We start from the raw sequence: 19,196 nt of genomic DNA, 5'->3' as shown, positions 1-19,196 counted from the left end.
CCACAATGAGGTGACCATGTTCGCTGAGGCGATCACGCTCCCCGCCATCGGCGGATTCGTACTTCTACCCATCCTGGTGATCCTGCTCGTCGCCGTCCTGACGCGCCGCACCCTTCTCGCCCTGCTCTGCGGGACGGTCACGGGCGCCCTGCTGCTGAGCGGTTGGGGTGCCTTCGACACGTGGACCGAGTACTTCGGCAAGGCCCTGGCGAACGAGACAGCCCAGTGGCTGCTGTTGATCATCGTGCTCTTCGGCATCCTGATCACCCTGTTCGAGCGCTCGGGCATCGTCTCGGATTTCGCCCGCTGGACCGAGCGTTTCGTCACCTCGCGGCGCAAGTCCACGCTGCTGACGTTCCTGCTCTCCGTGGTGTTGTTCGTCGACGACTACCTCAACGTGCTCGCGGTGGGTGCCTCGATGAAGTCCGTCACCGATCGATACCGGGTGCCCCGCACGCAGCTGGGAGCGATCATGAAGATGACGGCCGCGCCCATCGCCGTGATCGTGCCCTTCTCGACGTGGGCGCTGTTCTTCTCGGGACTCTTCGAGGCGCAGGGGGTGACGGTCGGCGGATCGGGATTCGGCGCGTACCTGCAGGCGATCCCCTACGTCTTCTTCGGCTGGATCGCGATCGTGGTGGCCTTCCTGATGAGTGTCGGGTGGCTTCCGAAGTTCGGCGTCCTCCGGCGCGACGCCGCCAGGGCGGAGCGCGACGGAGATGTGTTCCCGCTCGACACGACGCCGGCCGAGCGCGAGGCCGAGGGCGTGGCGCTGCTGGCCGAGATCCGCTCGACCGATGCTGACGGCTCGACGGCGCAGCGCGTGTCCGCCGCTCTCGAGACTGCGACCGAGACCGCGACCGCGACGAGTGCAGGGAGCGAGGTCGTCTCGAAGCGTCCTCAGGCGTGGCCGTTCCTGCTCGCGATGGTCACGCTCGTCGGCGTCACGATCCTGACCGACGCGAACGTCGTCACCGGCACGGCGTCCGCACTGGCCGTCACCGTCGTGATCACCCTGGCGCAGCGGCGTCTTCGGCTCCGTGAGCTCCTCGACTCGGCTCTCGTCGGAATCCAGAGCATGCTCTTCGTGGCGGTGCTGACCGTGCTCGCATTCATGGTGCAGGAGATGAACCTGACGCTCCAGCTGGCCGACTGGGTGATCGCCGTCACCGAGCCGGTGCTCACGCCCGCGCTCCTTCCGGCGATCGTGTTCGCCGTCTGCGGCGTCTACGCCTACGCCACGGGATCGTTCTGGGATCTCGCCGCCGTGATCACTCCTGTGGTGCTGCCGCTGGCGATCGCGCTCGGCGCCGACCCGATCCTGGCCGGAGCGGCGGTCTTCTCCGGAGCCGCGCTCGGCAGCACGACCTGCCTCTACGGCGACGGGATCATCCTCGCGTCGCGATCCATCGGCATCAAGCCGCACAACCTGATGCTGGCGATCCTGCCCTACGCGGGCATCGCGGCGGCACTGTCGCTCGTGATGTACCTCATCGTCGGAGCGGTCGGGGTGTGATCGCGAGGTCTCGTCCGGCGCTCAGGCGGTCAACCAGACCACGTCCGCCGCACCGTCGGGCAGCGCGGCCTCGACGCCGTCGAGCTCGATGCCCGACGGTGTGGTCGTGACCAGGGCGGTGACGATGACGCCCGCGGCCTCGAGCGCGCGAAGCAGTTCGGGGTCGCGGTCGTCGACGCGCAGGACGCGGCCGACGTGCCCCACCGGTGCATCGGCGAGAAGAACGAAGGCTTCACGTTCGACGACGCCCGAGGCATCGGGGATCGCGTCGCCGTGCGGATCGAAGCGCGGGCGTCCGAGACGTGCGTCGATGCCTTCGAGAAGGCGATCGCTGATCGTGTGCTCGAGCACCTCGGCCTCGTCGTGCACCTCGTGCCACCCGTAGCCGAACTCCTGCACCAGCCAGGTCTCGATCAGGCGGTGGCGGCGCACCATCGCCAGGGCGCGCTGCGTGCCGGCATCCGTCAGACGCACCGCGCCGTAGGGGACGTGCGAGACGAGCCCGGCGGCGGCGAGCTTCTTGACCATCTCGGTCACCGACGACGGGGCGATGCCGAGCTTCGCTGCGAGCACCGAGGGGGTGATCGGCGCGTCCTGCCATTCGGTGTGCGCGTAGACGGTCTTCAGATAGTCGTCAGCTGCGGGGGATGCCACAGGTCCAGCCTAGATCAGGGTTCGGCCGTGCTCAGATTTCGGCTGTGCTCAAGGTTCGGCGGTGCTCAGGGGTTGGCTGCGTCGACGAGGATGCCGAAGGCGACCTGCCCCGCGAAGAAGATGATGAGGAACCCGAGCAGGGCGGCGAAGAGCGAGAGGCGACCGTCGAACCCTTCGATCTCGGCGATGCCGATCTTGCGCGCGCGGAAGGCCAGCACGAGGGTCGCGATGCCCAGCGCGAGCTGCACCCAGGGACCGCCGAAGGGCAGCACGGTGGGGAAGGCGACGAGGAGCCCGCCGATCACGCCGGTCGCGATGCCGATCCAGGTGAGGATACGGACGTTGCGGCGCGCGGTATCGGCAGACATCCTTCGAGCCTAACCGTCTGCGGCCACCGCGATGCACGCTGTGAATCGTGTCAATCGGGTCGGATTCCTTGACTGGGGACGAGCTCTGCGGGTAGCTTCGACCGGGCACGGGAAAACGCTATCCGAGCGGGCTTCGCGCCCAGAGAAGGATTTCGACGATGAACATCCGACACCAATCGTTCCGCGCCGTCGTCGCGGTGGCCGCCGCCGGCTGCCTCCTCGTGGGAGGCGCGCAGAGCGCGACCGCCGCGTCGCCCGTGGCACCCGCGGCCGGTCGCCATGACTCCGGGCCGAAGACGCCCCAGCTCGAGGAACTCGACCGCGGACTCGTGGCCGTCTCGACTGCCGAAGGAGTCTTCCTCAGCTGGAGACTGCTCGCCACCGAGGCGAGCGGCGCGACCGACACCGGACTCGCAGGACCCGACTTCGCCGTCTACCGCGACGGCACGAAGATCACGACGGTCACCGACAGTACGAACTACGCGGATGCCGACGGCGCCGCCACGTCGCAGTACTCCGTCGTGCCGGTGGTCAACGGCGTCGAGGTGATTGCGTCCGCCTCGGCATCCGTCACCGCGTGGTCCGAAGGCCACTACGACCTTCCGCTGCAGAAGCCCGCTGATGGCGTGACGCCGAAGGGTGAGGCATACACGTACTCGGCGAACGACGTATCGGTCGGCGATGTCGACGGTGATGGGCAATACGAGTACGTCGTGAAGTGGGATCCCTCGAACTCGAAGGATGTCTCGCAGCGCGGCTACACGGGCCCCGTCTACCTCGACACCTACGAACTCGACGGCACACTGCTGAATCGCCTCGATCTCGGGGTGAACATCCGCGCCGGAGCGCACTACACGCAGTTCCTCGTCTACGACTTCGACGGCGACGGACGCTCCGAGACCATGCTGAAGACCGCTCCGGGCACCAAGTCGGTGCAGTACGCCGCCGACGGCTCTGTCGCGAGCGAGTCGTACATCACGCTTCCGAAGGGCGACCGCAAGGCGGGGTACTCGAACGACGACGACTACCGCCTCAGCGCCGCTGACTATGAGCAGCACCTCGTCGAGATGTTCCTCGGCTGGAGCGAGCGCGAGGAGGTCGTGTCGGGTCAGTGGCCGGCCACGCTCGAAGAGGCGTGGGGCCTGCCCGTCACGCACGAGTACCCGCTCTCCCAGGAATCGGCGCAGGAGCTCGCCACGACCTTCATCGACGTGTACGCACCGAGCCGCAGCGCTCGCAACCTGCTGCGGGAGTTCGAGGGCTTCATCATCGACGGACCCGAGTACCTCACGGTCTTCGACAGCGCGACGGGCGAGGAGCTGCAGACCATCCCGTATCCGACCGAGCGCGGCGACGACGGGCTGCTCTGGGGCGACTACGCGATGTCGCGCATCGAACCTGCGAACCGCGTCGACCGCTTCCTCGCGGGAGTCGGCTACCTAGACGGTCAGCATCCCTCCGCGGTCTTCGCCCGTGGGTACTACACCCGAACGACCGTCACGGCTTTCGACTGGGACGGCAAGCGTCTGAAGGCGCGGTGGGATGTCGACAGCGGTCATGCTCCGATGACCAACCCATTCAACGACTCGCCGCACGGCAGGGACGGCACCGACCCGGAGTTCGGCACGATCACGACCCAGGGCGATCACTCGCTGAGCTTCGCCGATGTCGATGCCGACGGCAAGCAGGAGCTCGTCTACGGTGCGGCCACGATCGACGACGACGGCAGCCTGCTGTACAGCTCGTTCGACGTGCTGCCCGAGGGCAGTGCGGATCCCGGCGCATCGGTGCGCCTGGGTCACGGAGATGCGATGCACGTGACCGACATCGATCCGAGCCGCCCCGGCCTCGAGATCTGGACGGCTCACGAGGGTGGCACCTATGCGCCCTATGGATCGGTGATGCGTGACGCCGCCACGGGAGAATCCCTGTTCGGCGCCTACTCCGGTCGCGATACGGGTCGGGCGATGATCGGCGACGTGCGTCCGGACGTGCCGGGCATCGAGGTGTGGTCGAGCATGCCCGGCGGCACCGAGGGCAGCGGTCTGCTGAGTGCTGCGGGCGAGGTGCTGCAGGCGCAGACGCCCGGCACGAACATGTCGATCCGCTGGGCGGGCGACCTCACGACCCAGCTCGTCAACGGCAGCGGCGACCAGACGCCGACGATCGACGACTGGACGCGGGGCACGGTGCTCACCGCGAGCGGAACCCTCACGAACAACGGCACGAAGGGCAACCCGTCGCTCGTCGCCGATGTGCTGGGCGACTGGCGCGAGGAGCTGCTGGTGCGCACGGCGGACTCGAGCGCGCTGCGGTTCTTCACCACGACCGAGCCCACTGCGCACAAGCTCACGACCCTGATGCACGATGTGCAGTACCGGGTCGAGACCGCGCGTCAGCAGACGACCTACAACCAGCCGGCGTACACCTCGTTCTATCTCGCGAGTGACCTCGACTGGTCGCAGGTGCCGGTGTTGACCACCCCGACGGAGCCGAAGGCACCGAAGTTCACGGACAAGCCGGGCACCTCTCGCGACGAGGTCAAGGTGCCGACGAACGTGAAGGGCGTCAGCTACTTCGTGAACGGCGAGAAGGTCGAGTCGCGGAACGGCAAGGTGCGGGTCACCGGTGAGGTGACGGTCGTGGCCGTGCCGGAGCCCGGCTATCGCATCGCCGACGGCGCGACCTCGCAGTGGACGGAGAACCTCCGCTCGCGCTGAGCGCGGTGGTGACAGGACGCCGCCCCGAGTCGACTCTTCCCGTGCCGACTCGGGGCGGTTCTGTGCGTTCTGGTATGCGTGCCCGAGGTGCTGCGGTTCAGGCTCCCGTGAGCACCAGCCAGAGCAGGGCGCCGTTGAGGGCGATGAGCAGGACGGACGCGATGATGCCGGCCGCCGTCGTCCACACCCGGTTGGTCCACGCCCCGAGTGTGCGGCGCTGAGCCGTGAGCGCGACGAGCGGGATCAGGGCGAACGGGATGCCGAACGAGAGCACCACCTGACTGAGCACGAGGGCGAGCGTCGGATCGAATCCGATGCCGAGGATCACGAGTGCGGGGATCAGAGTCACCAGTCGACGCGCGAGCAGCGGGATGCGCACGTGCAGCAGTCCGTGCATGATCTCGGCTCCCGCGTAGGCGCCCACCGACGTCGAGGCGAGACCGGAGGCCAGGAGGCCGACCGCGAAGAACGTCGCGACGACAGGGCCGAGCCCGGCGGCCAGTGCGGCGTGCGCTCCTTCGAGCGAGTCGGTGCCCTCGACGCCGGCGAGGTTCGCGGCGGCGAGCAGCAGGATGCCGAGGTTCACGGTGCCCGCGATCACCATCGCGATCGAGACGTCCCAGCGGGTCGCGGTCAGCAGGCGCCGGATGCGCGAGGTCTCGGTGCGTGCGGCCTCGGTCGGCGCATCGGTCGTCGTCGAGCCGAAGCGGTCCCGGGTGAGCGACGAGTGCGCGTAGATCGCGTGGGGCATGATCGTGGCCCCGAGGATGGATGCGGCGAGCAGCACTGAGCCGGTGTCCTCGAAGCGGGGAACCAGACCGCCGACGATGCTCGAGGCGTCGGGGGGAGCGACGAAGAGGCCCGCGATGAAGCCCACGGTGATGATCACCATGAGCGCGATGATCACGAACTCGAAGGGGCGGGGTCCTCGGCGGCTCTGCACCGCCAGGAGGATCATTGACACCGCTCCGGTGATGACCCCGCCGAGCAGCAGCGGGATGTCGAACAACAGGTAGAGGGCTACGGCACCGCCGATGACCTCGGCCAGATCGGTCGCCATCGCGACGAGCTCGGCCTGCAGCCAGTACGCGCGTCGGGCCCACGGGTTCTTCAATCGTGTTCCCAGCACTTCGGGGAGGCTCTGCCCGGTGACGACCCCGAGTTTGGCCGACAGGTACTGGATCAGCCAGGCCATGATGTTGCCGGCGACCACGACCCACACCAGCAGGTATCCGTACTGGGCGCCCGCGGTCATGTTGCTCGCGACGTTGCCCGGATCGAGGTAGGCGACTCCGGCGACGAGTGCGGGTCCGAGCAGCCACAGGCTGCGGGGTGCGCTGGCGCGAGATGGCGGCGCCGCCACCTCGAGTGCGGAATTTTTAGGCATGCCGAAATCGTAGCGGATTTTTCGGTGTACCTAAATATGCGGTGAGGTGCGCGACGGATAGCCTGGCGGAATGGAAGAGCAGGCGCCCGCGGATGCAGTGGAGACAGGCGGCTCGTCGACGCAGCCCGGCTACGGGGTGGGGCCCTGGCCCGGTGGCGAGACGGAATGGCCGCAGGGCGAGCAGTACGACCCGGAGCTGCTGGCCGTCGGTGACACGCGCAACGTGATCGATCGCTACCGCTACTGGCGGATGGACGCGATCGTCGCCGACCTCGACACCCATCGGCATCCGTTCCACGTGGCCATCGAGAACTGGCAGCACGACATGAACATCGGCTCGATCGTGCGCAGCGCGAACGCCTTCCTCGCCGACACCGTGCACATCATCGGGCGGCGCCGCTGGAACAAGCGGGGCGCCATGGTCACCGACCGCTACCAGCACGTCGTGCACCATGAAGACGTCGAGACCTTCACCGCCTGGGCTGCGGCGGAGGGACTGCCGATCATCGCGGTCGACAACGTCGAGGGCGCGGTGCCGGTCGACCGCGCCGACCTGCCGCAGCGCTGCGTGCTGCTGTTCGGTCAGGAGGGGCCGGGCCTGTCGGATGCCGCGCTCGCCGCAGCATCCGCCCACATCGAGATCACGCAGTACGGCTCGACACGATCGATCAACGCCAGCGCGGCCGCAGCGGTGATCATGTACGAGTGGTGCCGGAGATACGCCGGCTGAGACCCGCGGTCACCGGGAAGACGGGATCAGCCGATCCGCGCGGACACCCGGATGTCGCCGTCCACGTCGACGCGGACGTCGTGCAGGCGTGCCCGCACTCCGTCGGCGGCGATCCCGGCGTTGAGGTCGTAGGTGCGCCCGATCTGCTTCCTCGTCATACGGCGGGCCGCGCGCATGGCGATGGCGACGATCGGGTTGGCGCTGCCGACGTCGAGATCGCGGATCGTGAGCACGCCGTCGCGGGAGACCCCGATCCGAGCTGCCCCACGGGCTGAGGCGAACAGCAGCTTCCAGCGGATCCGTGCCGCGCCCGTGATCCGAAACCCTGCGTCACCGTCGGCAGACAGTGTGAGGTCGAGTCGTCGCAGCCGGACGCCCGCCGACCGCAGCGCGGGCTTCATCACGGCAGTCAGCATCGGGCCGAGATCGTCGGCGCGGATCGATGCGTCGACGAAGCCTCTCATGCCCTCGCCCTGACGGGCTATCTCGATCGTGCGAGAGGTCTCGGCTCGTCCAGGGATGACCGGGCGCTCGTACTCGATCCAGTCGATCGGCGCGTCGAGGAGGCGAGCATCGATCGTGAGCGGGTAGCCCTGGATCCGCACGGGTGCGGCGACGAGTCGCAGAAGAGTCGACGTTCCGGGTCTTCTGGTCGTCTCGACCGGCGGGCTCGGCGCGTCCGTCGGTCCCATTCCTGTCGCAGTCGCACGGAGGAATCGGAGCTTCAGGGAGGCGCCCGTGGCATCGACCGTCAGATGTTCGAGATCGGCGCCGGCGAGCGCGGCAGAGATGCGGACCTCGTCGAGGCCGCGCACCTCGACGTCGTCCTCCGGCTGAAGGGAGGCGCGCACCCAGCGAACGAGGTCCTTCTCATCTGTCGGCCACATCGTCATGATCCGATTCTCCCGCCTTCGCGTCAGACCCCGGCAGTGACCCAGCGTCCTGAGCGCACACGCCAGCCGAGGGTGCCCAGCCGGGCGAGCAGGTAGACGCCGAAGAAGGAGACCGCGAGCCAGACGAGGCCCGAGGTGCCGTCGACGCCCGTCGCGGCGATGATCCAGAGCGCCGGGAGGAACGGCACGAGGTTCAGCCCGCCCGCGATCGCGAGATAGCGCGCGTCGTTCGCGCCCATCAGCACCCCGTCGAGCACGAAGACGACGCCGGCGATCGGCTGCGCGACGGCGAGCACGAGGAGCGCCGGCTGCACGAGCGCGGCGATCGCCGGGTCGCCGGTGAACACGATGCCGAGCACTCCGGAGAGCGCGGCGATGAGCGCGCCCACCACGACTCCGAACCACGCACCCCAGGCGACCGTGCGTGTCAGCACCCGGTGCACCTGTCTCTCGTCGCCGGCGCCGAGCTCTTTGCCGATCAGCGCCTGCGCGGCGATGGCCAGAGCATCGAGGGCGAAGGCGGCGGCCGAGAAGATCGTGAACACGATCTGCCAGCCGGCGAGCTCCTCGGTGCCGATGCCCGTGGCCACGGCGACCGTCGCCAGGAGTGCTGCCCTCAGGCTGACGGTGCGCAGGAACAGCCAGCCCCCGGAACGGGCAGTGCTGCCCATTCCGTCACGCTTCGCCCTCAGCGATGCGTCGTGCGTCGTGGCGAGGCGGCGGATCACCAGCACGTACGCACCCACCATGCCCCACTGCGCGACGACCGTTCCGGCGGCGGAGCCCGCGATGCCCCAGCCGAAGCCGTAGATGAAGACGACGTTCAGCAGCGCGTTCGCGCCGAAACCGAGGCCGGCGATCCACAGCGGAGTCAGGGTGTCCTGCATCCCGCGGAGCAGTCCGGTCGCCGCGAAGACGATCAGCATCGCGGGGAGTCCCCACATCGAGATGACCAGATAGGCGTTCGCCTCGGCGGCCACCGCATCGCTCGCCCCGAACAGCGATACGAGCCACGGAGAGGATGCAGCGCCGGCCGCCGCGAGCACGGCACCGATCGCGAGAGCCAGCCACATGCCGTTGATGCCGACCGAGACGGCTTCGCCGGGGCGACCGGCGCCGAAGAGGCGCGCGACCGCGGGCGTGGTCGAGTAGGCGAGGAAGACCATGAGGCCGACGATCGTCTGCAGCACGGCTCCGGCGATGCCGAGGCCGGCGAGCGGGGTCGTGCCGAGGTGCCCCACGAGGGCGGCATCGACGATGAGGAAGGCGGGCTCGGCGATCAGTGCGCCGAGGGCGGGGACGGCGAGGCGCAGGATCTCGCGATTGAGAGTGCGCTCGGTCATCCTCCGAGCCTATGGGCTGGAACCGACAGAACCGTCTCGGAGTCTCCGGTCGTACGCTGGAAGCACGGGATGCCACGGAGGTGCGTCATGACGGATCCACGGGAGGCCGCTGCGAGATACCGCGCGCGGCAGCAGCAAGAGGACTCGGAAGAGGATGCCGAATCCGGCAGCGCTCCTGGAATCGCAGCGGCCACCGACCGTGCCGCGTTCATCGAGACGGCCATCCAGGTGGCGATCCGCCGAGGCGACTTCGACGACCTCCCCGGTGCGGGCAAACCACTCGAGGGGCTCGGCACGCACCATGATCCCGACTGGTGGATCCGCCGCAAGATCGAGTCCGAGAACCTCACCGGACTCGGTCCGCCCGCGATACTGCTGCGCGCCGAAGACCGCGAGCTCGACGACCAGCTCGACCTGCTCGGGCGCGAGGCCGACGTCCGTGAGGTGCTCGTGGACTTCAACCGTCGGGTCATCGAGGCACGCCGACAGCTGCAGGGCGGCCCGCCCGTCGTGACGAGCCCTCGCGACATCGACGCCTCGGTCTCCGCGTGGGCGGAGCGCCGCGCCGCACGGTTCGCGGCGGCAGCCGCTGAAGCGCCGGAACGTCCGGCGCGCCGCCGCTTCGGCAGCCGTCGCCGATCCTGAGGGACAGGGCGCAGCACCCGGCCGCGGTCAGGCGGTGACGGTCAGGCGGTGACGGGCAGTCGGATGTCGAACCGGGAACCGGTGCCGTCGTTGTGCGCGCTGATCACACCGCTGTGCGCTTCGACGATGCCGCGCGCGATCGCGAGGCCCAGTCCCGCACCGCTGGTGCCGTGGATGCCGCCGTGGGGCGTGCGCGCATCGCTTCCGCGCCATCCCGGCTCGAATACGCGAGCCAGGTCGTCGTGCGGAATGCCCGCGCCTGAGTCATGCACCGACAGGAGCATCGACTCGTTCTCGCGCGCGGTGCTGATGCGGATCGTCCCACCGCTGGGCGTGTGCTCGAGGGCGTTGGCGAGGAGGTTGACCATGACGCGTGCAAGCTCGCGGGCATCGCCCACGACGATGTGGTCCGGGCTGGAGAGCTCCACGAGGTCGATCTGCTTCGCGCGGGCGATCGCGGCGAGCTCGGCGACCGCGTCGCTGACGAGATCGTGCAGCGACATCGGCTCGGGCTTCAGCACAAGGGTTCCCGATGTGATCTTCGAGAGCTGGAAGAGGCCGTCGACCAGCTCGGTCATATGGTCCACCTGCCGGCGCATCTGCTCGTGGAATCGCGCGGGGTCCTCGGCGAGTCCGTCATCGAGGGCCTCGGTCATCACCCGGAGACTCGCCAGGGGACTGCGGAGGTCATGCGAGATCCAGGCGATCAGCTCGCGCCGGGACCGATCGAGCATCTCCACCTCGTCGCGGGCGGCCGCGAGCCGGTCGCTGGTGGACAGCAGCTCCTGAGCGACACGGGCGAAATCCGCATTCACGGCGAGCTCGCCGGTGCCGACGAGCCGTTCGCCGTCGCCGACGGAGTGGGTCAGCTGCTCGAGCGAGCGCACCCCTCGCACGAGCTGAGCGGCGAGGAGCAGCGCCACGACCAGTGCCACGACAGCCGAGATGGCCGTCACGACGACGACCACCAGGAGATCATGCGGCGAGATGTACATGGCCTCCGCGACCGCGAGCACGCCGGCCGCGAGCGAGAGCACCACGGCGAGGATCACGACGCACAACTGCAGCATCAGCGAACGTCTGCGCAGCAGCCACAGCGAGACCACTCCGAGCGCGCAGACGACCAGGGCCCAGGCGAGGGCGATGCCCGCGATCGCCACGACGTCTGCGAACGGCATCACTCGGCTCCCAGCTCGAGGCGGTAGCCGACGCCCCATACGGTGACGAGCACACGCGGATTGGCCGGGTCGTCTTCGATCTTCTCGCGCAGTCGCCGCATGGTGACGGTGACGGTCGACAGGTCACCGATCTCCCACCCCCAGACGCCACGAAGCAGCGTCGGACGGTCGAACGTCTGTCTCGGATGCTTGAGCAGGAAGGCGAAGAGGTCGAACTCGCGCACCGACAGCTCGAGCGGCACGGCGCTTCTCGTCACGATGCGGGCGGAGGGATCGAGCCGGAACGGACCGATGTCGAACGGAGCCTCCCGGGCGAAATCGGGAAGACTCCGGCGGAGCACCGAGTTCACGCGCAGCACGAGTTCTCTCGGTGAGAAGGGCTTGACGACGTAGTCGTCGGCTCCTGCCTCGAGACCGTCTATCCGGTCCTCCTCCGATCCCAGAGCGGTGAGCATGATGATCGGAACCGTCGACTGCGCACGGATGCGGCGGCACACCTCGGAGCCGTCGATGCCCGGCAGCATCCGATCGAGGATGACGAGGTCAGGAGCGACCGCGGCGACCGCGGCGAGACCGGAGAAGCTGTCGGTCGCTCCGTCGACCAGGTAGCCGGCCGCGCGCAGGTAGGTGTGCACGACCTCGTTCACCGTGGGATCGTCCTCGATCACCAGGACGCGACGATCCACGAGGTCCGCGGCGTCACCCCTGCTCTGAGACATGCCTTCATCGTATGGTCGACTCCTGCCGGGCGGAGGCCGGTGTGCTCCTGGCGGCGCATCCTTCCTCGATTCGTAAGGAGTTGGCGGGGCCGTGGTCGCCCCCGGCTCCCTAGCGTCTGGGTATGAGCATCCGCACCGACGTCGTCCTCCCGTGCCTCGACGAGGCGTCAGCCCTGCCTGGCGTGCTCGCCTCGCTCCCCGACGGAGCGCGCGCGATCGTCGTCGACAACGGTTCGACCGACGGTTCGGCGGCGATCGCGCGCCGCGCGGGGGCACTCGTCGTCGATGCGGAGCAACGCGGCTACGGGGCCGCGGTGCATGCGGGGCTGCTCGCCGCGACCGCCCCCGTCGTCGCCTTCTGCGACGCGGACGGCTCGTTCGACCTCGGTCAGCTCGATCGCGTCGCGGAGCCCGTGCACCGCGGCGAGCAGGATCTCGTCTTCGGGCGCCGGCGGCCCGTGAGCGCCGGGGTCTGGCCGGTGCACGCCCGCATCGCGAACACCGTGCTGCTCTCGACCGTCCGTCGTCGGACGGGTCTGCCGCTGCGCGACCTCGGCCCCTTTCGCGCCGGTCGGCGCGAGCAGCTGATCGCACTCGGCCTCGAGGACCGCCGCAGCGGATACCCCCTCGAGCTGCTCCTGCGGGCCTGGTCGGCGGGGCTGCGGATCGCCGAGGTCGAGGTCGACTACCACCCGAGATCCGGCAGATCGAAGGTCACCGGCACGGTTCGAGGAACCGTCACCGCCGTCACGGACATGCGCCGGATGCTGCGGAGGTTCGCATGAGCGCCTCGGCGGCCACCGTCGTCGTGATGGCGAAGGAGTGCGTGCCTGGTCGGGTGAAGACGAGGCTGCATCCGCCTCTGACGCTCGAGCAGGCCGCCCACGTCGCAGCGGCGAGCCTCGCCGACACGATCGATGCCGCCGTGGCCAGTGGACTCGCGGTGGTCGTGTGCGCCGATGGCGACGTCCCCGTTCCGGCCGGCGTCGGGTCGTTCGCCCAGGTCGACGGTGGGCTGGACCAGCGCATCGCGGCCGCGTTCGATCAGGTCGAGGGGCCGGTCCTGCTCATCGGCATGGACACCCCTCAGGCCGACCCGAGTGTGCTGCGTGCCCTCGCGGTGGGGTGGTCGGACGACGTCGATGCGTACTTCGGGGCCGCGCCCGACGGCGGCTTCTGGCTGCTGGGGCTCGCCGACCTTCCCGAGGGGAGGCGGGGCGGGCAGACACGAGGTGATCTGGTGCGCGGTGTGCCGATGTCGTCCGCCGAGACGGGACGCGCACAGCGCGCGCGTCTGGTCGCCGCCGGGCTCAGAGTGGTCGACATCGATTCGCTCACCGACATCGACGATCTCGCGTCGCTGCGCGAGGTGTCCGCGCGGCTTCCCGAAGACGGGCACCTCGCGCAGCTGCTGCCGGAGCTCGGACTCGCCGGGGTGTCGGTCGACGCAGGTCCGGGGTGCAGCGGATCATGAGCACGCCACTGGTCGCGCACTTCGGGGCGGGCGGAGACGCTCCGTACGACGTCGCACTGCGCAACGGCGGCGGCACGCTGCGGCTCGTCGAGCTCGGGGAGGGCGCTGGGCGGCACGTCGAGATCGCCCGGTTCCTCGCCGCCGCCGACGACGCCGACGATTCGGTGATCGCACGTATCCGAGGCCCCGTGCTCGACGTCGGATGCGGGCCAGGACGCATCGTGCACGCGGCGATCCGCGCCGGGCGGCTCAGCCTCGGCGTGGACGTCTCGCGGACCGCGGTCGAGCATGCGAGAAGTCGTGGACTCCCTGCTCTGCACCGCTCGGTCTTCGATCCGCTGCCGCAGGAGGGCGCATGGGAGTCGCTGCTCCTGCTGGACGGCAACATCGGCATCGGGGGAGAGCCGGAGGCGCTGCTCGCGCGCTGTGCGCAGCTCGTCTCGCCCGCGGGGAGCATCATCGTCGAAGTCGACCCCGATCCCGCGACCGACAGGGGCTATGCCGCGACCCTGGTCGACGACGACGGCCGTTCCAGCGCGCCGTTCCCGTGGTACGACCTGGGTGCCGCGGCGCTGCGCACCCGTCTGCGGAGGTCGAGGCTGTCGATCGCCGAGGTCTGGGACGTGTCAGGACGCGCTTTCGTCAGGCTCGCGCAGAGTCCCTGAGCGACGACGCAGGCGATGACGCACCGCGCTCGCCGCACTGAGCAGCCCGTCGTGCACGACGACGACGGCCGCCAGCCAGACGAGCACGCTGATCAGCTGCGGCAGATCCTGTCGCGTCAGCAGCCACCAGCCCCCGCACAGGAGCATCACCGCGCCCAGGACGACGAGCGTGACCCTCGCCCCGCGCATCACGCCACCTCGATGGACGTCAGCCACTTGGTCTGAAGGACTCCGGGCCTTCCCGGAGCGATGATGCGCGCCGGATAGCCGTGATCGACATCGAGTCGTGTTCCGTTGAGACGCAGGGCGGCGAGCGTTCGTGGGTCTCTCGCGTACGCCGCAGGCATCGTGGTCTCCCGGAAGGCGCCACGCCGTTGCATGCTGCGCAACCGCACCGTGGCGTCCTCCGGTGCTCCGACGAGGTCGAGCAGATCGCGCAGGCGCGGACCGGTCCAGGTGGCATCGACCGTCCATCCTTCGACGCAGGAGATCGGCAGAGACTCGGTGGCTTGCGGCAGCTCGTCGAGCTGGGCGAGCGTGAGCACGCGCGTCGTCGCTCCGGTGAGTGCCAGCGTCCACCCGGGATCGAGAGCGATCTCTGCGACGCCGGCCTGCCGTGCCGTGCGGTTGACAGGGAGGTCCTGCGGACTGTGCATCCGTGACCGCGGCGCCTTCAGACTCAGCGGTCCCCACGGCGTGATCGCGTGCACCAGCGCCGCCGCACCGAACAGGGCCGAGCCGCCTCCCACTCCCCACAGGAATCTCCGCCGCGAGATCTCGTCGCTCATCGAGACACCCCCTCCGCGTCGGCGTCGGCGTCGGCATCCGCATCCGCATCGGCATCCGCCCGCCAGGCCCGCACGATCGCCGGCAGATGCACGGAGACGTGCACCGCCATCGCCCCGATGAGCACCCAGGCCAGGGCGAAGTGCGTGCGGCGGAAGGAGAAGTCCCACGGGTACCACTGCAGGGTGTTGAGCGCACCCGTGAGCGGCACCATCAGGGCTGTGGCGACGAGTGCGGCGAGACTCGCCCGCTCGAGCAGATGCGACAGGCTGCGCACCGCAGGCCAGGCGAAGAGTTTCGGGAACACGACCCAGAGCTTGGCGAGGACCAGGGGGATGAGCGCCGAGCCGACCACGACATGCACCCCCTGCGTCCACCCGTAGAGATGGAGGGGAGCCACCGGGAGCGGCAGCCACGCCAGGGGGTCCTGGAGCAGATGGCTGTAGATGCCGGTGACGAAGCAGACCACGAACCCGACGCCGAGCATCCGGCCGATGACGACGGTCGTCCGCGTCGTCCGCAGCGGGGAGTCGAGTGCGCGCTGGACTCTCATCGACCGCTGCTGCAGCGCAGCCGACATCCTCTCGGTGATCGACTCCGATGGTCCTGGGCTGCCCATGACCTCAGTATGGGAAGCCCCGCTGCACGGGGCGACATCGATCCGCTTACAGACCGGTGACGGCTTCGACGTATCGCAGTTGTCACCGCGGTGTAAGGAAATCACCTGTCGCACCGTCGGCGGCTCACCCAGTCTGGGTGCATGAGCGGTGCAGAGCAGAGCCAGGACGACGCGTCGATCGAGGTCGCCGTCATCGGAGGATCAGGATTCGAAGAACTCCTCCTCGGCGGGGCGACCACGCTCCCTCCGCGGGAGTCGCGGTGGGGTACTGTCCCCGAGATCACGGTGGGCGACCTGGCCGGTCGCCGGGTCGCGTTCGTGCCCCGGCACGGCGTCGGCCACCGACTGCCACCGCACCGGGTCAACGCGAGAGCCCTGCTGTGGGGAGTGCGGTCGCTCGGTGCGCGCGTGCTGGTGTCGTCCAACGCGGTCGGCGGGCTGGACGCGGCCCTGCACCCGGGTGACCTCGTGCTGACCGATCAGCTCATCGACCGCACGCACGGCCGTGCCGACACCTACTTCGACGGCGAAGAAGGAGGCGCGGGGGTGCAGCATCTCCCCTTCGCAGAACCCTACGATCGACGTCTGCGGGAGATCGCTCTGGAGGTGCTGACGCGATCGGGCGAGCGCGTGCACCCGGCCGGCACGAGCGTCGTGATCCAGGGACCTCGCTTCGCGACCGCCGCAGAAGCGGACTGGCATCGGGCCATGGGTGCGCAACTGGTCAACATGACGCAGCTCCCCGAGGCCGCGCTCGCCGCAGAGCTCGGGTTCGCTCATGTGAACATCGCGATCGTGACCGACACCGACACCGAGCACGGCGACACCGAATCCGACACATCGGTCACCGCGGAGCGAGTGTTCGCGGTGATGGCTCAGGCGCGACCGCGGCTGAGCGCAGCGGTCGCTGCGATCGTCGCGGCGATCCCGCACGGGTACACGCCCGCTCCCCGGCTGTCGCCCGAGGTGGTCGATCGACTCCTCGCCTCGGGCGGTCGACCGTGAGGCTCCTGGTCACCGGCGGCGCCGGATTCATCGGTTCCGCCGTCGTCGAGGAGGCACTCGCCGAGGGATGGCGGGTGCGAGTGCTCGACTCGCTGCGCTCCGATGTGCACGCCGATGTGCACGCCGCAGCGCATCCGCCGCATCCGGGGGTCGAGTTCGTGAAGGCTGACATCCGAGACGACGAGGCCGTGGCCAGGGCTCTCCTCGGCGTCGACGCCGTGTGCCACCAGGCGGCCAAGGTCGGACTGGGGGTCGACATCCACGATGCACCCGACTACGTCTCGACCAATTCCCTCGGCACAGCCGCTCTGCTCGCGGCCATGTCGACGGCGGGGGTCGAGCGCCTCGTGCTCGCCTCGTCGATGGTCGTCTACGGCGAGGGACTCTCACTCGACGGACACCGCACGGTGCAAGCCCCGCCCCGCCGTCACACAGACCTGCGGGCCGGTCGGTTCGACCCCGTCTCGGAGACGACCGGCGAGGTGCTGGAGCCTGTGGAGATCGGCGAGGAGCAGCCATGCGATCCCCGCAACGTGTACGCCGCGACGAAGCTCGAGCAGGAGCTCCTGGCCCGAGCCTGGGCTCAGGACGGCGGACGCGCCGCGCTGCTGAGATATCACAACGTGTACGGACCCGGCATGCCCCAGGGAACGCCCTATGCGGGGGTGGCTTCGCTGTTCCGGTCGGCTCTCGAGAGGGGCGAGGCGCCGCGGGTCTTCGAAGACGGGAGGCAGCGGCGCGACTTCATCCACGTGAGGGACGTCGCCCGCGCCAACATCGCGGCGCTGAGGTGGACCGAGGACCCGGACAACCGGGGAGGCCGGGCCTTCAACGTGGCCACGGGCGTGCCGCACACGATCGGCGAGTTCGCCGCTTCGCTCGCCACCGCCTTCGGGGGGCCGGAGCCCGTGATCACCGGAGAGTACCGCCTGGGCGACGTGCGTCACATCACGGCATCCGCTCATCGGATCACTGCCGAGCTCGGCTGGCGGCCCACGGTCGCCTTCGAAGACGGGGTGCGCGAGTTCGCCCGCGCGCCGTTGCGCGCACGGGTGGGCGCTGCATGAGTGCGGGGTCGATGCGGCCTCGGGCGCGGGCAGCGGTCTGGGGAGTGGCTGGTGCCGTGATCCTCATCGCAGCGGCCATCGCGATCCCTGCGGCGACCGGATGGAACGTGCGGGTCAAGTCGTTCCCGCCCCTGCACGCCGAATGGATGCCCCGGCTGGGGCCCGGCACACCGTTGGCGCTGCTGCTGGGGGTCGCCGGCGTGATCTGGGGACCGCGACTCGCGGCATCCCTGCGGTGGGGTCGGCTGCTCGCGGTGTCGTTCGCGGCATCGGCGGTGTGGTTGTTCGCCCTCGCGACCGTCGACGGGCTCGACGGCATCGGGACGATCCTCGACCATCGGTACGAGTACCTCGGCACGGCCAGGGAGGTCGACGACATCGGTGCGACCCTCCGCGAGTACGTCTCACGGATCCCCTATGCGCACGAGGACAACTGGCCCGTGCACATCGCCGGACATCCGCCGGGGGCCCTGCTCTTCTTCGTCCTCCTCGTGAGGGTGGGCCTGGGCAGCGGACTCGCGGCGGGCACCGTGGTGATGCTCCTCGGGGCGACGACCGTGATGGCTGTGCTCCTCACGATGCGGACGCTGGGCGCCGAGGACCTCGCGCGCCGGGCAGCGCCCTTGCTCGTGTTCACACCCGCTGCGATCTGGATCGCCGTGTCGGGCGACGGCCTCTTCATGGCGGTCGCAGCATGGGGCGTCTGCACGCTGGCGCTGGCGACGCGGTCTCGCGGGGGTGTGCGGATCGTCTGGTCCGTCGTCGCCGGGCTCCTGCTCGGGTACTGCGTCATGATGTCGTACGGTCTGCCCCTGCTCGGCGTGCTCGCCCTCGCGGTGCTGGTCGTCGGCCGCTCCTGGGTGCCGTTGTCGATCGCCGCCGCCGCGGCTCTCGCGGTCGTGCTCGTGTTCGCGGTGAACGGATTCGCCTGGTGGGAGGCCTTCCCCGTTCTGCAGCAGAGGTACTGGGACGGCGTCGCCTCGCGCCGACCGCCGGGGTACTGGATGTGGGGCAACCTGGCGGCGTTCGCGGTGAGCGCGGGGCCGGCGATCGGCGCCTCCTTCGTCGCGGTCGCGGCCGGGGTCGTCGGGGTGATCGCATCACGACGGCGCGACCGGACGCCCGACCGCCCGAGCATCCTGCGCGATCCCCGAGCGGGGGTGCTGATCCTGTGCGTGGCGGGATGGCTGATGGTGCTCCTCGCAGACATCTCGAACATGAGCAGAGCCGAGGTGGAGAGGATCTGGCTGCCGTTCGTGCCCTGGACGACGATCGGGCTCGCGCTCTTCGGGCCGACCGTGCGGCGCGCGCTGCTGATCGCCCAGATCGGATTCGCGATCATCGTGCAGTCCCTGCTCCAGACGGGGTGGTGATCGCCTGAGGCAGGGGCCTCGCTCCCACGGTGTCCGGACCGGGTCATAGGCTGT

20 protein-coding genes are annotated in these 19,196 nt (G+C 69.4%); 10 read left to right on the top strand and 10 right to left on the bottom strand.

Annotation, left to right across the window (positions count from 1 at the left end):
* Nucleotides 1-16 precede the first annotated feature (16 nt).
* Nucleotides 17-1,516 carry a Na+/H+ antiporter NhaC family protein gene (locus ACIOU8_RS17645; protein ID WP_400792344.1) on the top strand — a complete coding sequence of 500 codons (1,500 nt, stop codon included), beginning with the start codon at nucleotides 17-19 and terminating at the stop codon, nucleotides 1,514-1,516.
* Nucleotides 1,517-1,537: 21 nt separating this feature from the next.
* On the opposite strand, the gene ACIOU8_RS17640 is transcribed toward ACIOU8_RS17645, so the two are convergent.
* Both ACIOU8_RS17640 and ACIOU8_RS17635 read right to left on the bottom strand, forming a co-directional pair.
* Complete coding sequence (locus ACIOU8_RS17640) at nucleotides 1,538-2,170, bottom strand: metal-dependent transcriptional regulator (protein WP_400792341.1); 633 nt, start codon at nucleotides 2,168-2,170, stop codon at nucleotides 1,538-1,540.
* A 65-nt stretch (nucleotides 2,171-2,235) separates the two neighbouring features.
* Nucleotides 2,236-2,538, bottom strand: coding sequence for a hypothetical protein (locus ACIOU8_RS17635; protein ID WP_400792339.1), 303 nt, complete (start codon nucleotides 2,536-2,538; stop codon nucleotides 2,236-2,238).
* Between the two features lie 158 nt (nucleotides 2,539-2,696).
* Here ACIOU8_RS17635 and ACIOU8_RS17630 point away from each other — a divergent pair, with 158 nt between their 5' ends.
* Nucleotides 2,697-5,258: a rhamnogalacturonan lyase gene (locus ACIOU8_RS17630; protein ID WP_400792336.1), complete on the top strand. Its 2,562-nt coding sequence runs from the start codon at nucleotides 2,697-2,699 to the stop codon at nucleotides 5,256-5,258.
* Between the two features lie 97 nt (nucleotides 5,259-5,355).
* Here ACIOU8_RS17630 and ACIOU8_RS17625 read toward each other — a convergent pair whose 3' ends face one another.
* Nucleotides 5,356-6,645: an Nramp family divalent metal transporter gene (locus ACIOU8_RS17625; protein ID WP_400792333.1), complete on the bottom strand. Its 1,290-nt coding sequence runs from the start codon at nucleotides 6,643-6,645 to the stop codon at nucleotides 5,356-5,358.
* Between the two features lie 70 nt (nucleotides 6,646-6,715).
* Between ACIOU8_RS17625 and ACIOU8_RS17620 the strand changes: the two genes are divergently transcribed.
* A complete protein-coding gene (locus tag ACIOU8_RS17620) occupies nucleotides 6,716-7,375 on the top strand; it encodes a TrmH family RNA methyltransferase (protein ID WP_400792331.1) in 660 nt (219 codons plus the stop codon).
* A 26-nt stretch (nucleotides 7,376-7,401) separates the two neighbouring features.
* On the opposite strand, the gene ACIOU8_RS17615 is transcribed toward ACIOU8_RS17620, so the two are convergent.
* Both ACIOU8_RS17615 and ACIOU8_RS17610 read right to left on the bottom strand, forming a co-directional pair.
* On the bottom strand, nucleotides 7,402-8,268 hold the full coding sequence (locus ACIOU8_RS17615; RefSeq protein WP_400792328.1) for a hypothetical protein: 867 nt from the start codon (nucleotides 8,266-8,268) through the stop codon (nucleotides 7,402-7,404).
* A gap of 23 nt (nucleotides 8,269-8,291) precedes the next feature.
* A complete protein-coding gene (locus tag ACIOU8_RS17610) occupies nucleotides 8,292-9,611 on the bottom strand; it encodes an MATE family efflux transporter (RefSeq protein WP_400792325.1) in 1,320 nt (439 codons plus the stop codon).
* Between the two features lie 87 nt (nucleotides 9,612-9,698).
* On the opposite strand from ACIOU8_RS17610, the gene ACIOU8_RS17605 reads away from it, so the two are divergent.
* Nucleotides 9,699-10,256, top strand: coding sequence for a DUF1992 domain-containing protein (locus tag ACIOU8_RS17605; protein WP_400792322.1), 558 nt, complete (start codon nucleotides 9,699-9,701; stop codon nucleotides 10,254-10,256).
* A 41-nt stretch (nucleotides 10,257-10,297) separates the two neighbouring features.
* Here ACIOU8_RS17605 and ACIOU8_RS17600 read toward each other — a convergent pair whose 3' ends face one another.
* Both ACIOU8_RS17600 and ACIOU8_RS17595 read right to left on the bottom strand, forming a co-directional pair.
* A complete protein-coding gene (locus ACIOU8_RS17600) occupies nucleotides 10,298-11,434 on the bottom strand; it encodes a sensor histidine kinase (RefSeq protein WP_400792319.1) in 1,137 nt (378 codons plus the stop codon).
* Nucleotides 11,434-12,153, bottom strand: a complete 720-nt coding sequence (locus ACIOU8_RS17595) for a response regulator transcription factor (RefSeq protein ID WP_400792316.1) — start codon at nucleotides 12,151-12,153, stop codon at nucleotides 11,434-11,436. Before ACIOU8_RS17595 ends, ACIOU8_RS17600 begins: the two co-directional genes overlap by 1 nt.
* A gap of 122 nt (nucleotides 12,154-12,275) precedes the next feature.
* On the opposite strand from ACIOU8_RS17595, the gene ACIOU8_RS17590 reads away from it, so the two are divergent.
* From ACIOU8_RS17590 to ACIOU8_RS17580, 3 genes are read left to right on the top strand one after another with little or no spacing between them, the layout of a single operon-like run.
* Nucleotides 12,276-12,938 carry a glycosyltransferase family 2 protein gene (locus ACIOU8_RS17590; RefSeq protein WP_400792313.1) on the top strand — a complete coding sequence of 221 codons (663 nt, stop codon included), beginning with the start codon at nucleotides 12,276-12,278 and terminating at the stop codon, nucleotides 12,936-12,938.
* Nucleotides 12,935-13,627 carry a DUF2064 domain-containing protein gene (locus ACIOU8_RS17585; protein ID WP_400792310.1) on the top strand — a complete coding sequence of 231 codons (693 nt, stop codon included), beginning with the start codon at nucleotides 12,935-12,937 and terminating at the stop codon, nucleotides 13,625-13,627. The genes ACIOU8_RS17590 and ACIOU8_RS17585 overlap by 4 nt, the downstream gene beginning before the upstream one ends.
* Nucleotides 13,624-14,292: a class I SAM-dependent methyltransferase gene (locus tag ACIOU8_RS17580; protein ID WP_400792307.1), complete on the top strand. Its 669-nt coding sequence runs from the start codon at nucleotides 13,624-13,626 to the stop codon at nucleotides 14,290-14,292. Before ACIOU8_RS17585 ends, ACIOU8_RS17580 begins: the two co-directional genes overlap by 4 nt.
* On the opposite strand, the gene ACIOU8_RS17575 is transcribed toward ACIOU8_RS17580, so the two are convergent.
* From ACIOU8_RS17575 to ACIOU8_RS17565, 3 genes are read right to left on the bottom strand one after another with little or no spacing between them, the layout of a single operon-like run.
* Nucleotides 14,254-14,481, bottom strand: coding sequence for a hypothetical protein (locus ACIOU8_RS17575; protein ID WP_400792305.1), 228 nt, complete (start codon nucleotides 14,479-14,481; stop codon nucleotides 14,254-14,256). The genes ACIOU8_RS17580 and ACIOU8_RS17575 overlap by 39 nt on opposite strands.
* The gene (locus ACIOU8_RS17570) at nucleotides 14,481-15,080 is read right to left on the bottom strand and encodes a molybdopterin-dependent oxidoreductase (RefSeq protein ID WP_400792302.1); all 600 of its coding nucleotides are present in this window, start codon (nucleotides 15,078-15,080) and stop codon (nucleotides 14,481-14,483) included. Before ACIOU8_RS17570 ends, ACIOU8_RS17575 begins: the two co-directional genes overlap by 1 nt.
* Nucleotides 15,077-15,697, bottom strand: a complete 621-nt coding sequence (locus tag ACIOU8_RS17565; RefSeq protein WP_400792299.1) for a hypothetical protein — start codon at nucleotides 15,695-15,697, stop codon at nucleotides 15,077-15,079. The genes ACIOU8_RS17570 and ACIOU8_RS17565 overlap by 4 nt, the downstream gene beginning before the upstream one ends.
* 141 nt (nucleotides 15,698-15,838) lie before the next feature.
* Here ACIOU8_RS17565 and ACIOU8_RS17560 point away from each other — a divergent pair, with 141 nt between their 5' ends.
* Genes ACIOU8_RS17560 through ACIOU8_RS17550 form a run of 3 tightly spaced genes read left to right on the top strand, consistent with a single transcriptional unit; the run spans nucleotide 15,839 to nucleotide 19,142 of the window.
* On the top strand, nucleotides 15,839-16,702 hold the full coding sequence (locus tag ACIOU8_RS17560) for an MTAP family purine nucleoside phosphorylase (protein ID WP_400792296.1): 864 nt from the start codon (nucleotides 15,839-15,841) through the stop codon (nucleotides 16,700-16,702).
* A complete protein-coding gene (locus ACIOU8_RS17555) occupies nucleotides 16,699-17,769 on the top strand; it encodes an NAD-dependent epimerase/dehydratase family protein (protein ID WP_400792293.1) in 1,071 nt (356 codons plus the stop codon). The genes ACIOU8_RS17560 and ACIOU8_RS17555 overlap by 4 nt, the downstream gene beginning before the upstream one ends.
* A gap of 56 nt (nucleotides 17,770-17,825) precedes the next feature.
* Nucleotides 17,826-19,142 (top strand): hypothetical protein, encoded by a 1,317-nt coding sequence (locus ACIOU8_RS17550; RefSeq protein WP_400792290.1) that lies wholly within the window; start codon nucleotides 17,826-17,828, stop codon nucleotides 19,140-19,142.
* Nucleotides 19,143-19,196 lie beyond the last annotated feature (54 nt).

The sequence above is a fragment of the Microbacterium sp. NPDC087589 genome, from assembly GCF_044743635.1.
GTDB lineage: Bacteria > Actinomycetota > Actinomycetes > Actinomycetales > Microbacteriaceae > Microbacterium.
This window is presented reverse-complemented; position numbering and strand designations above follow the sequence as displayed.

Excerpts from the sequence above, each read along its gene's own strand:
- ACIOU8_RS17620 (WP_400792331.1), top strand. The coding sequence starts at position 6,716 with ATGGAAGAGCAGGCGCCCGCGGATGCAGTGGAGACAGGCGGCTCGTCG.
- ACIOU8_RS17565 (WP_400792299.1), bottom strand. The coding sequence starts at position 15,697 with ATGGGCAGCCCAGGACCATCGGAGTCGATCACCGAGAGGATGTCGGCT.
- ACIOU8_RS17570 (WP_400792302.1), bottom strand. The coding sequence starts at position 15,080 with ATGAGCGACGAGATCTCGCGGCGGAGATTCCTGTGGGGAGTGGGAGGC.
- ACIOU8_RS17615 (WP_400792328.1), bottom strand. The coding sequence starts at position 8,268 with ATGACGATGTGGCCGACAGATGAGAAGGACCTCGTTCGCTGGGTGCGC.
- ACIOU8_RS17630 (WP_400792336.1), top strand. The coding sequence starts at position 2,697 with ATGAACATCCGACACCAATCGTTCCGCGCCGTCGTCGCGGTGGCCGCC.
- ACIOU8_RS17610 (WP_400792325.1), bottom strand. The coding sequence starts at position 9,611 with ATGACCGAGCGCACTCTCAATCGCGAGATCCTGCGCCTCGCCGTCCCC.
- ACIOU8_RS17635 (WP_400792339.1), bottom strand. The coding sequence starts at position 2,538 with ATGTCTGCCGATACCGCGCGCCGCAACGTCCGTATCCTCACCTGGATC.
- ACIOU8_RS17575 (WP_400792305.1), bottom strand. The coding sequence starts at position 14,481 with ATGCGCGGGGCGAGGGTCACGCTCGTCGTCCTGGGCGCGGTGATGCTC.
- ACIOU8_RS17595 (WP_400792316.1), bottom strand. The coding sequence starts at position 12,153 with ATGTCTCAGAGCAGGGGTGACGCCGCGGACCTCGTGGATCGTCGCGTC.
- ACIOU8_RS17560 (WP_400792296.1), top strand. The coding sequence starts at position 15,839 with ATGAGCGGTGCAGAGCAGAGCCAGGACGACGCGTCGATCGAGGTCGCC.
- ACIOU8_RS17625 (WP_400792333.1), bottom strand. The coding sequence starts at position 6,645 with ATGCCTAAAAATTCCGCACTCGAGGTGGCGGCGCCGCCATCTCGCGCC.
- ACIOU8_RS17645 (WP_400792344.1), top strand. The coding sequence starts at position 17 with ATGTTCGCTGAGGCGATCACGCTCCCCGCCATCGGCGGATTCGTACTT.
- ACIOU8_RS17605 (WP_400792322.1), top strand. The coding sequence starts at position 9,699 with ATGACGGATCCACGGGAGGCCGCTGCGAGATACCGCGCGCGGCAGCAG.
- ACIOU8_RS17580 (WP_400792307.1), top strand. The coding sequence starts at position 13,624 with ATGAGCACGCCACTGGTCGCGCACTTCGGGGCGGGCGGAGACGCTCCG.
- ACIOU8_RS17585 (WP_400792310.1), top strand. The coding sequence starts at position 12,935 with ATGAGCGCCTCGGCGGCCACCGTCGTCGTGATGGCGAAGGAGTGCGTG.
- ACIOU8_RS17590 (WP_400792313.1), top strand. The coding sequence starts at position 12,276 with ATGAGCATCCGCACCGACGTCGTCCTCCCGTGCCTCGACGAGGCGTCA.
- ACIOU8_RS17600 (WP_400792319.1), bottom strand. The coding sequence starts at position 11,434 with ATGCCGTTCGCAGACGTCGTGGCGATCGCGGGCATCGCCCTCGCCTGG.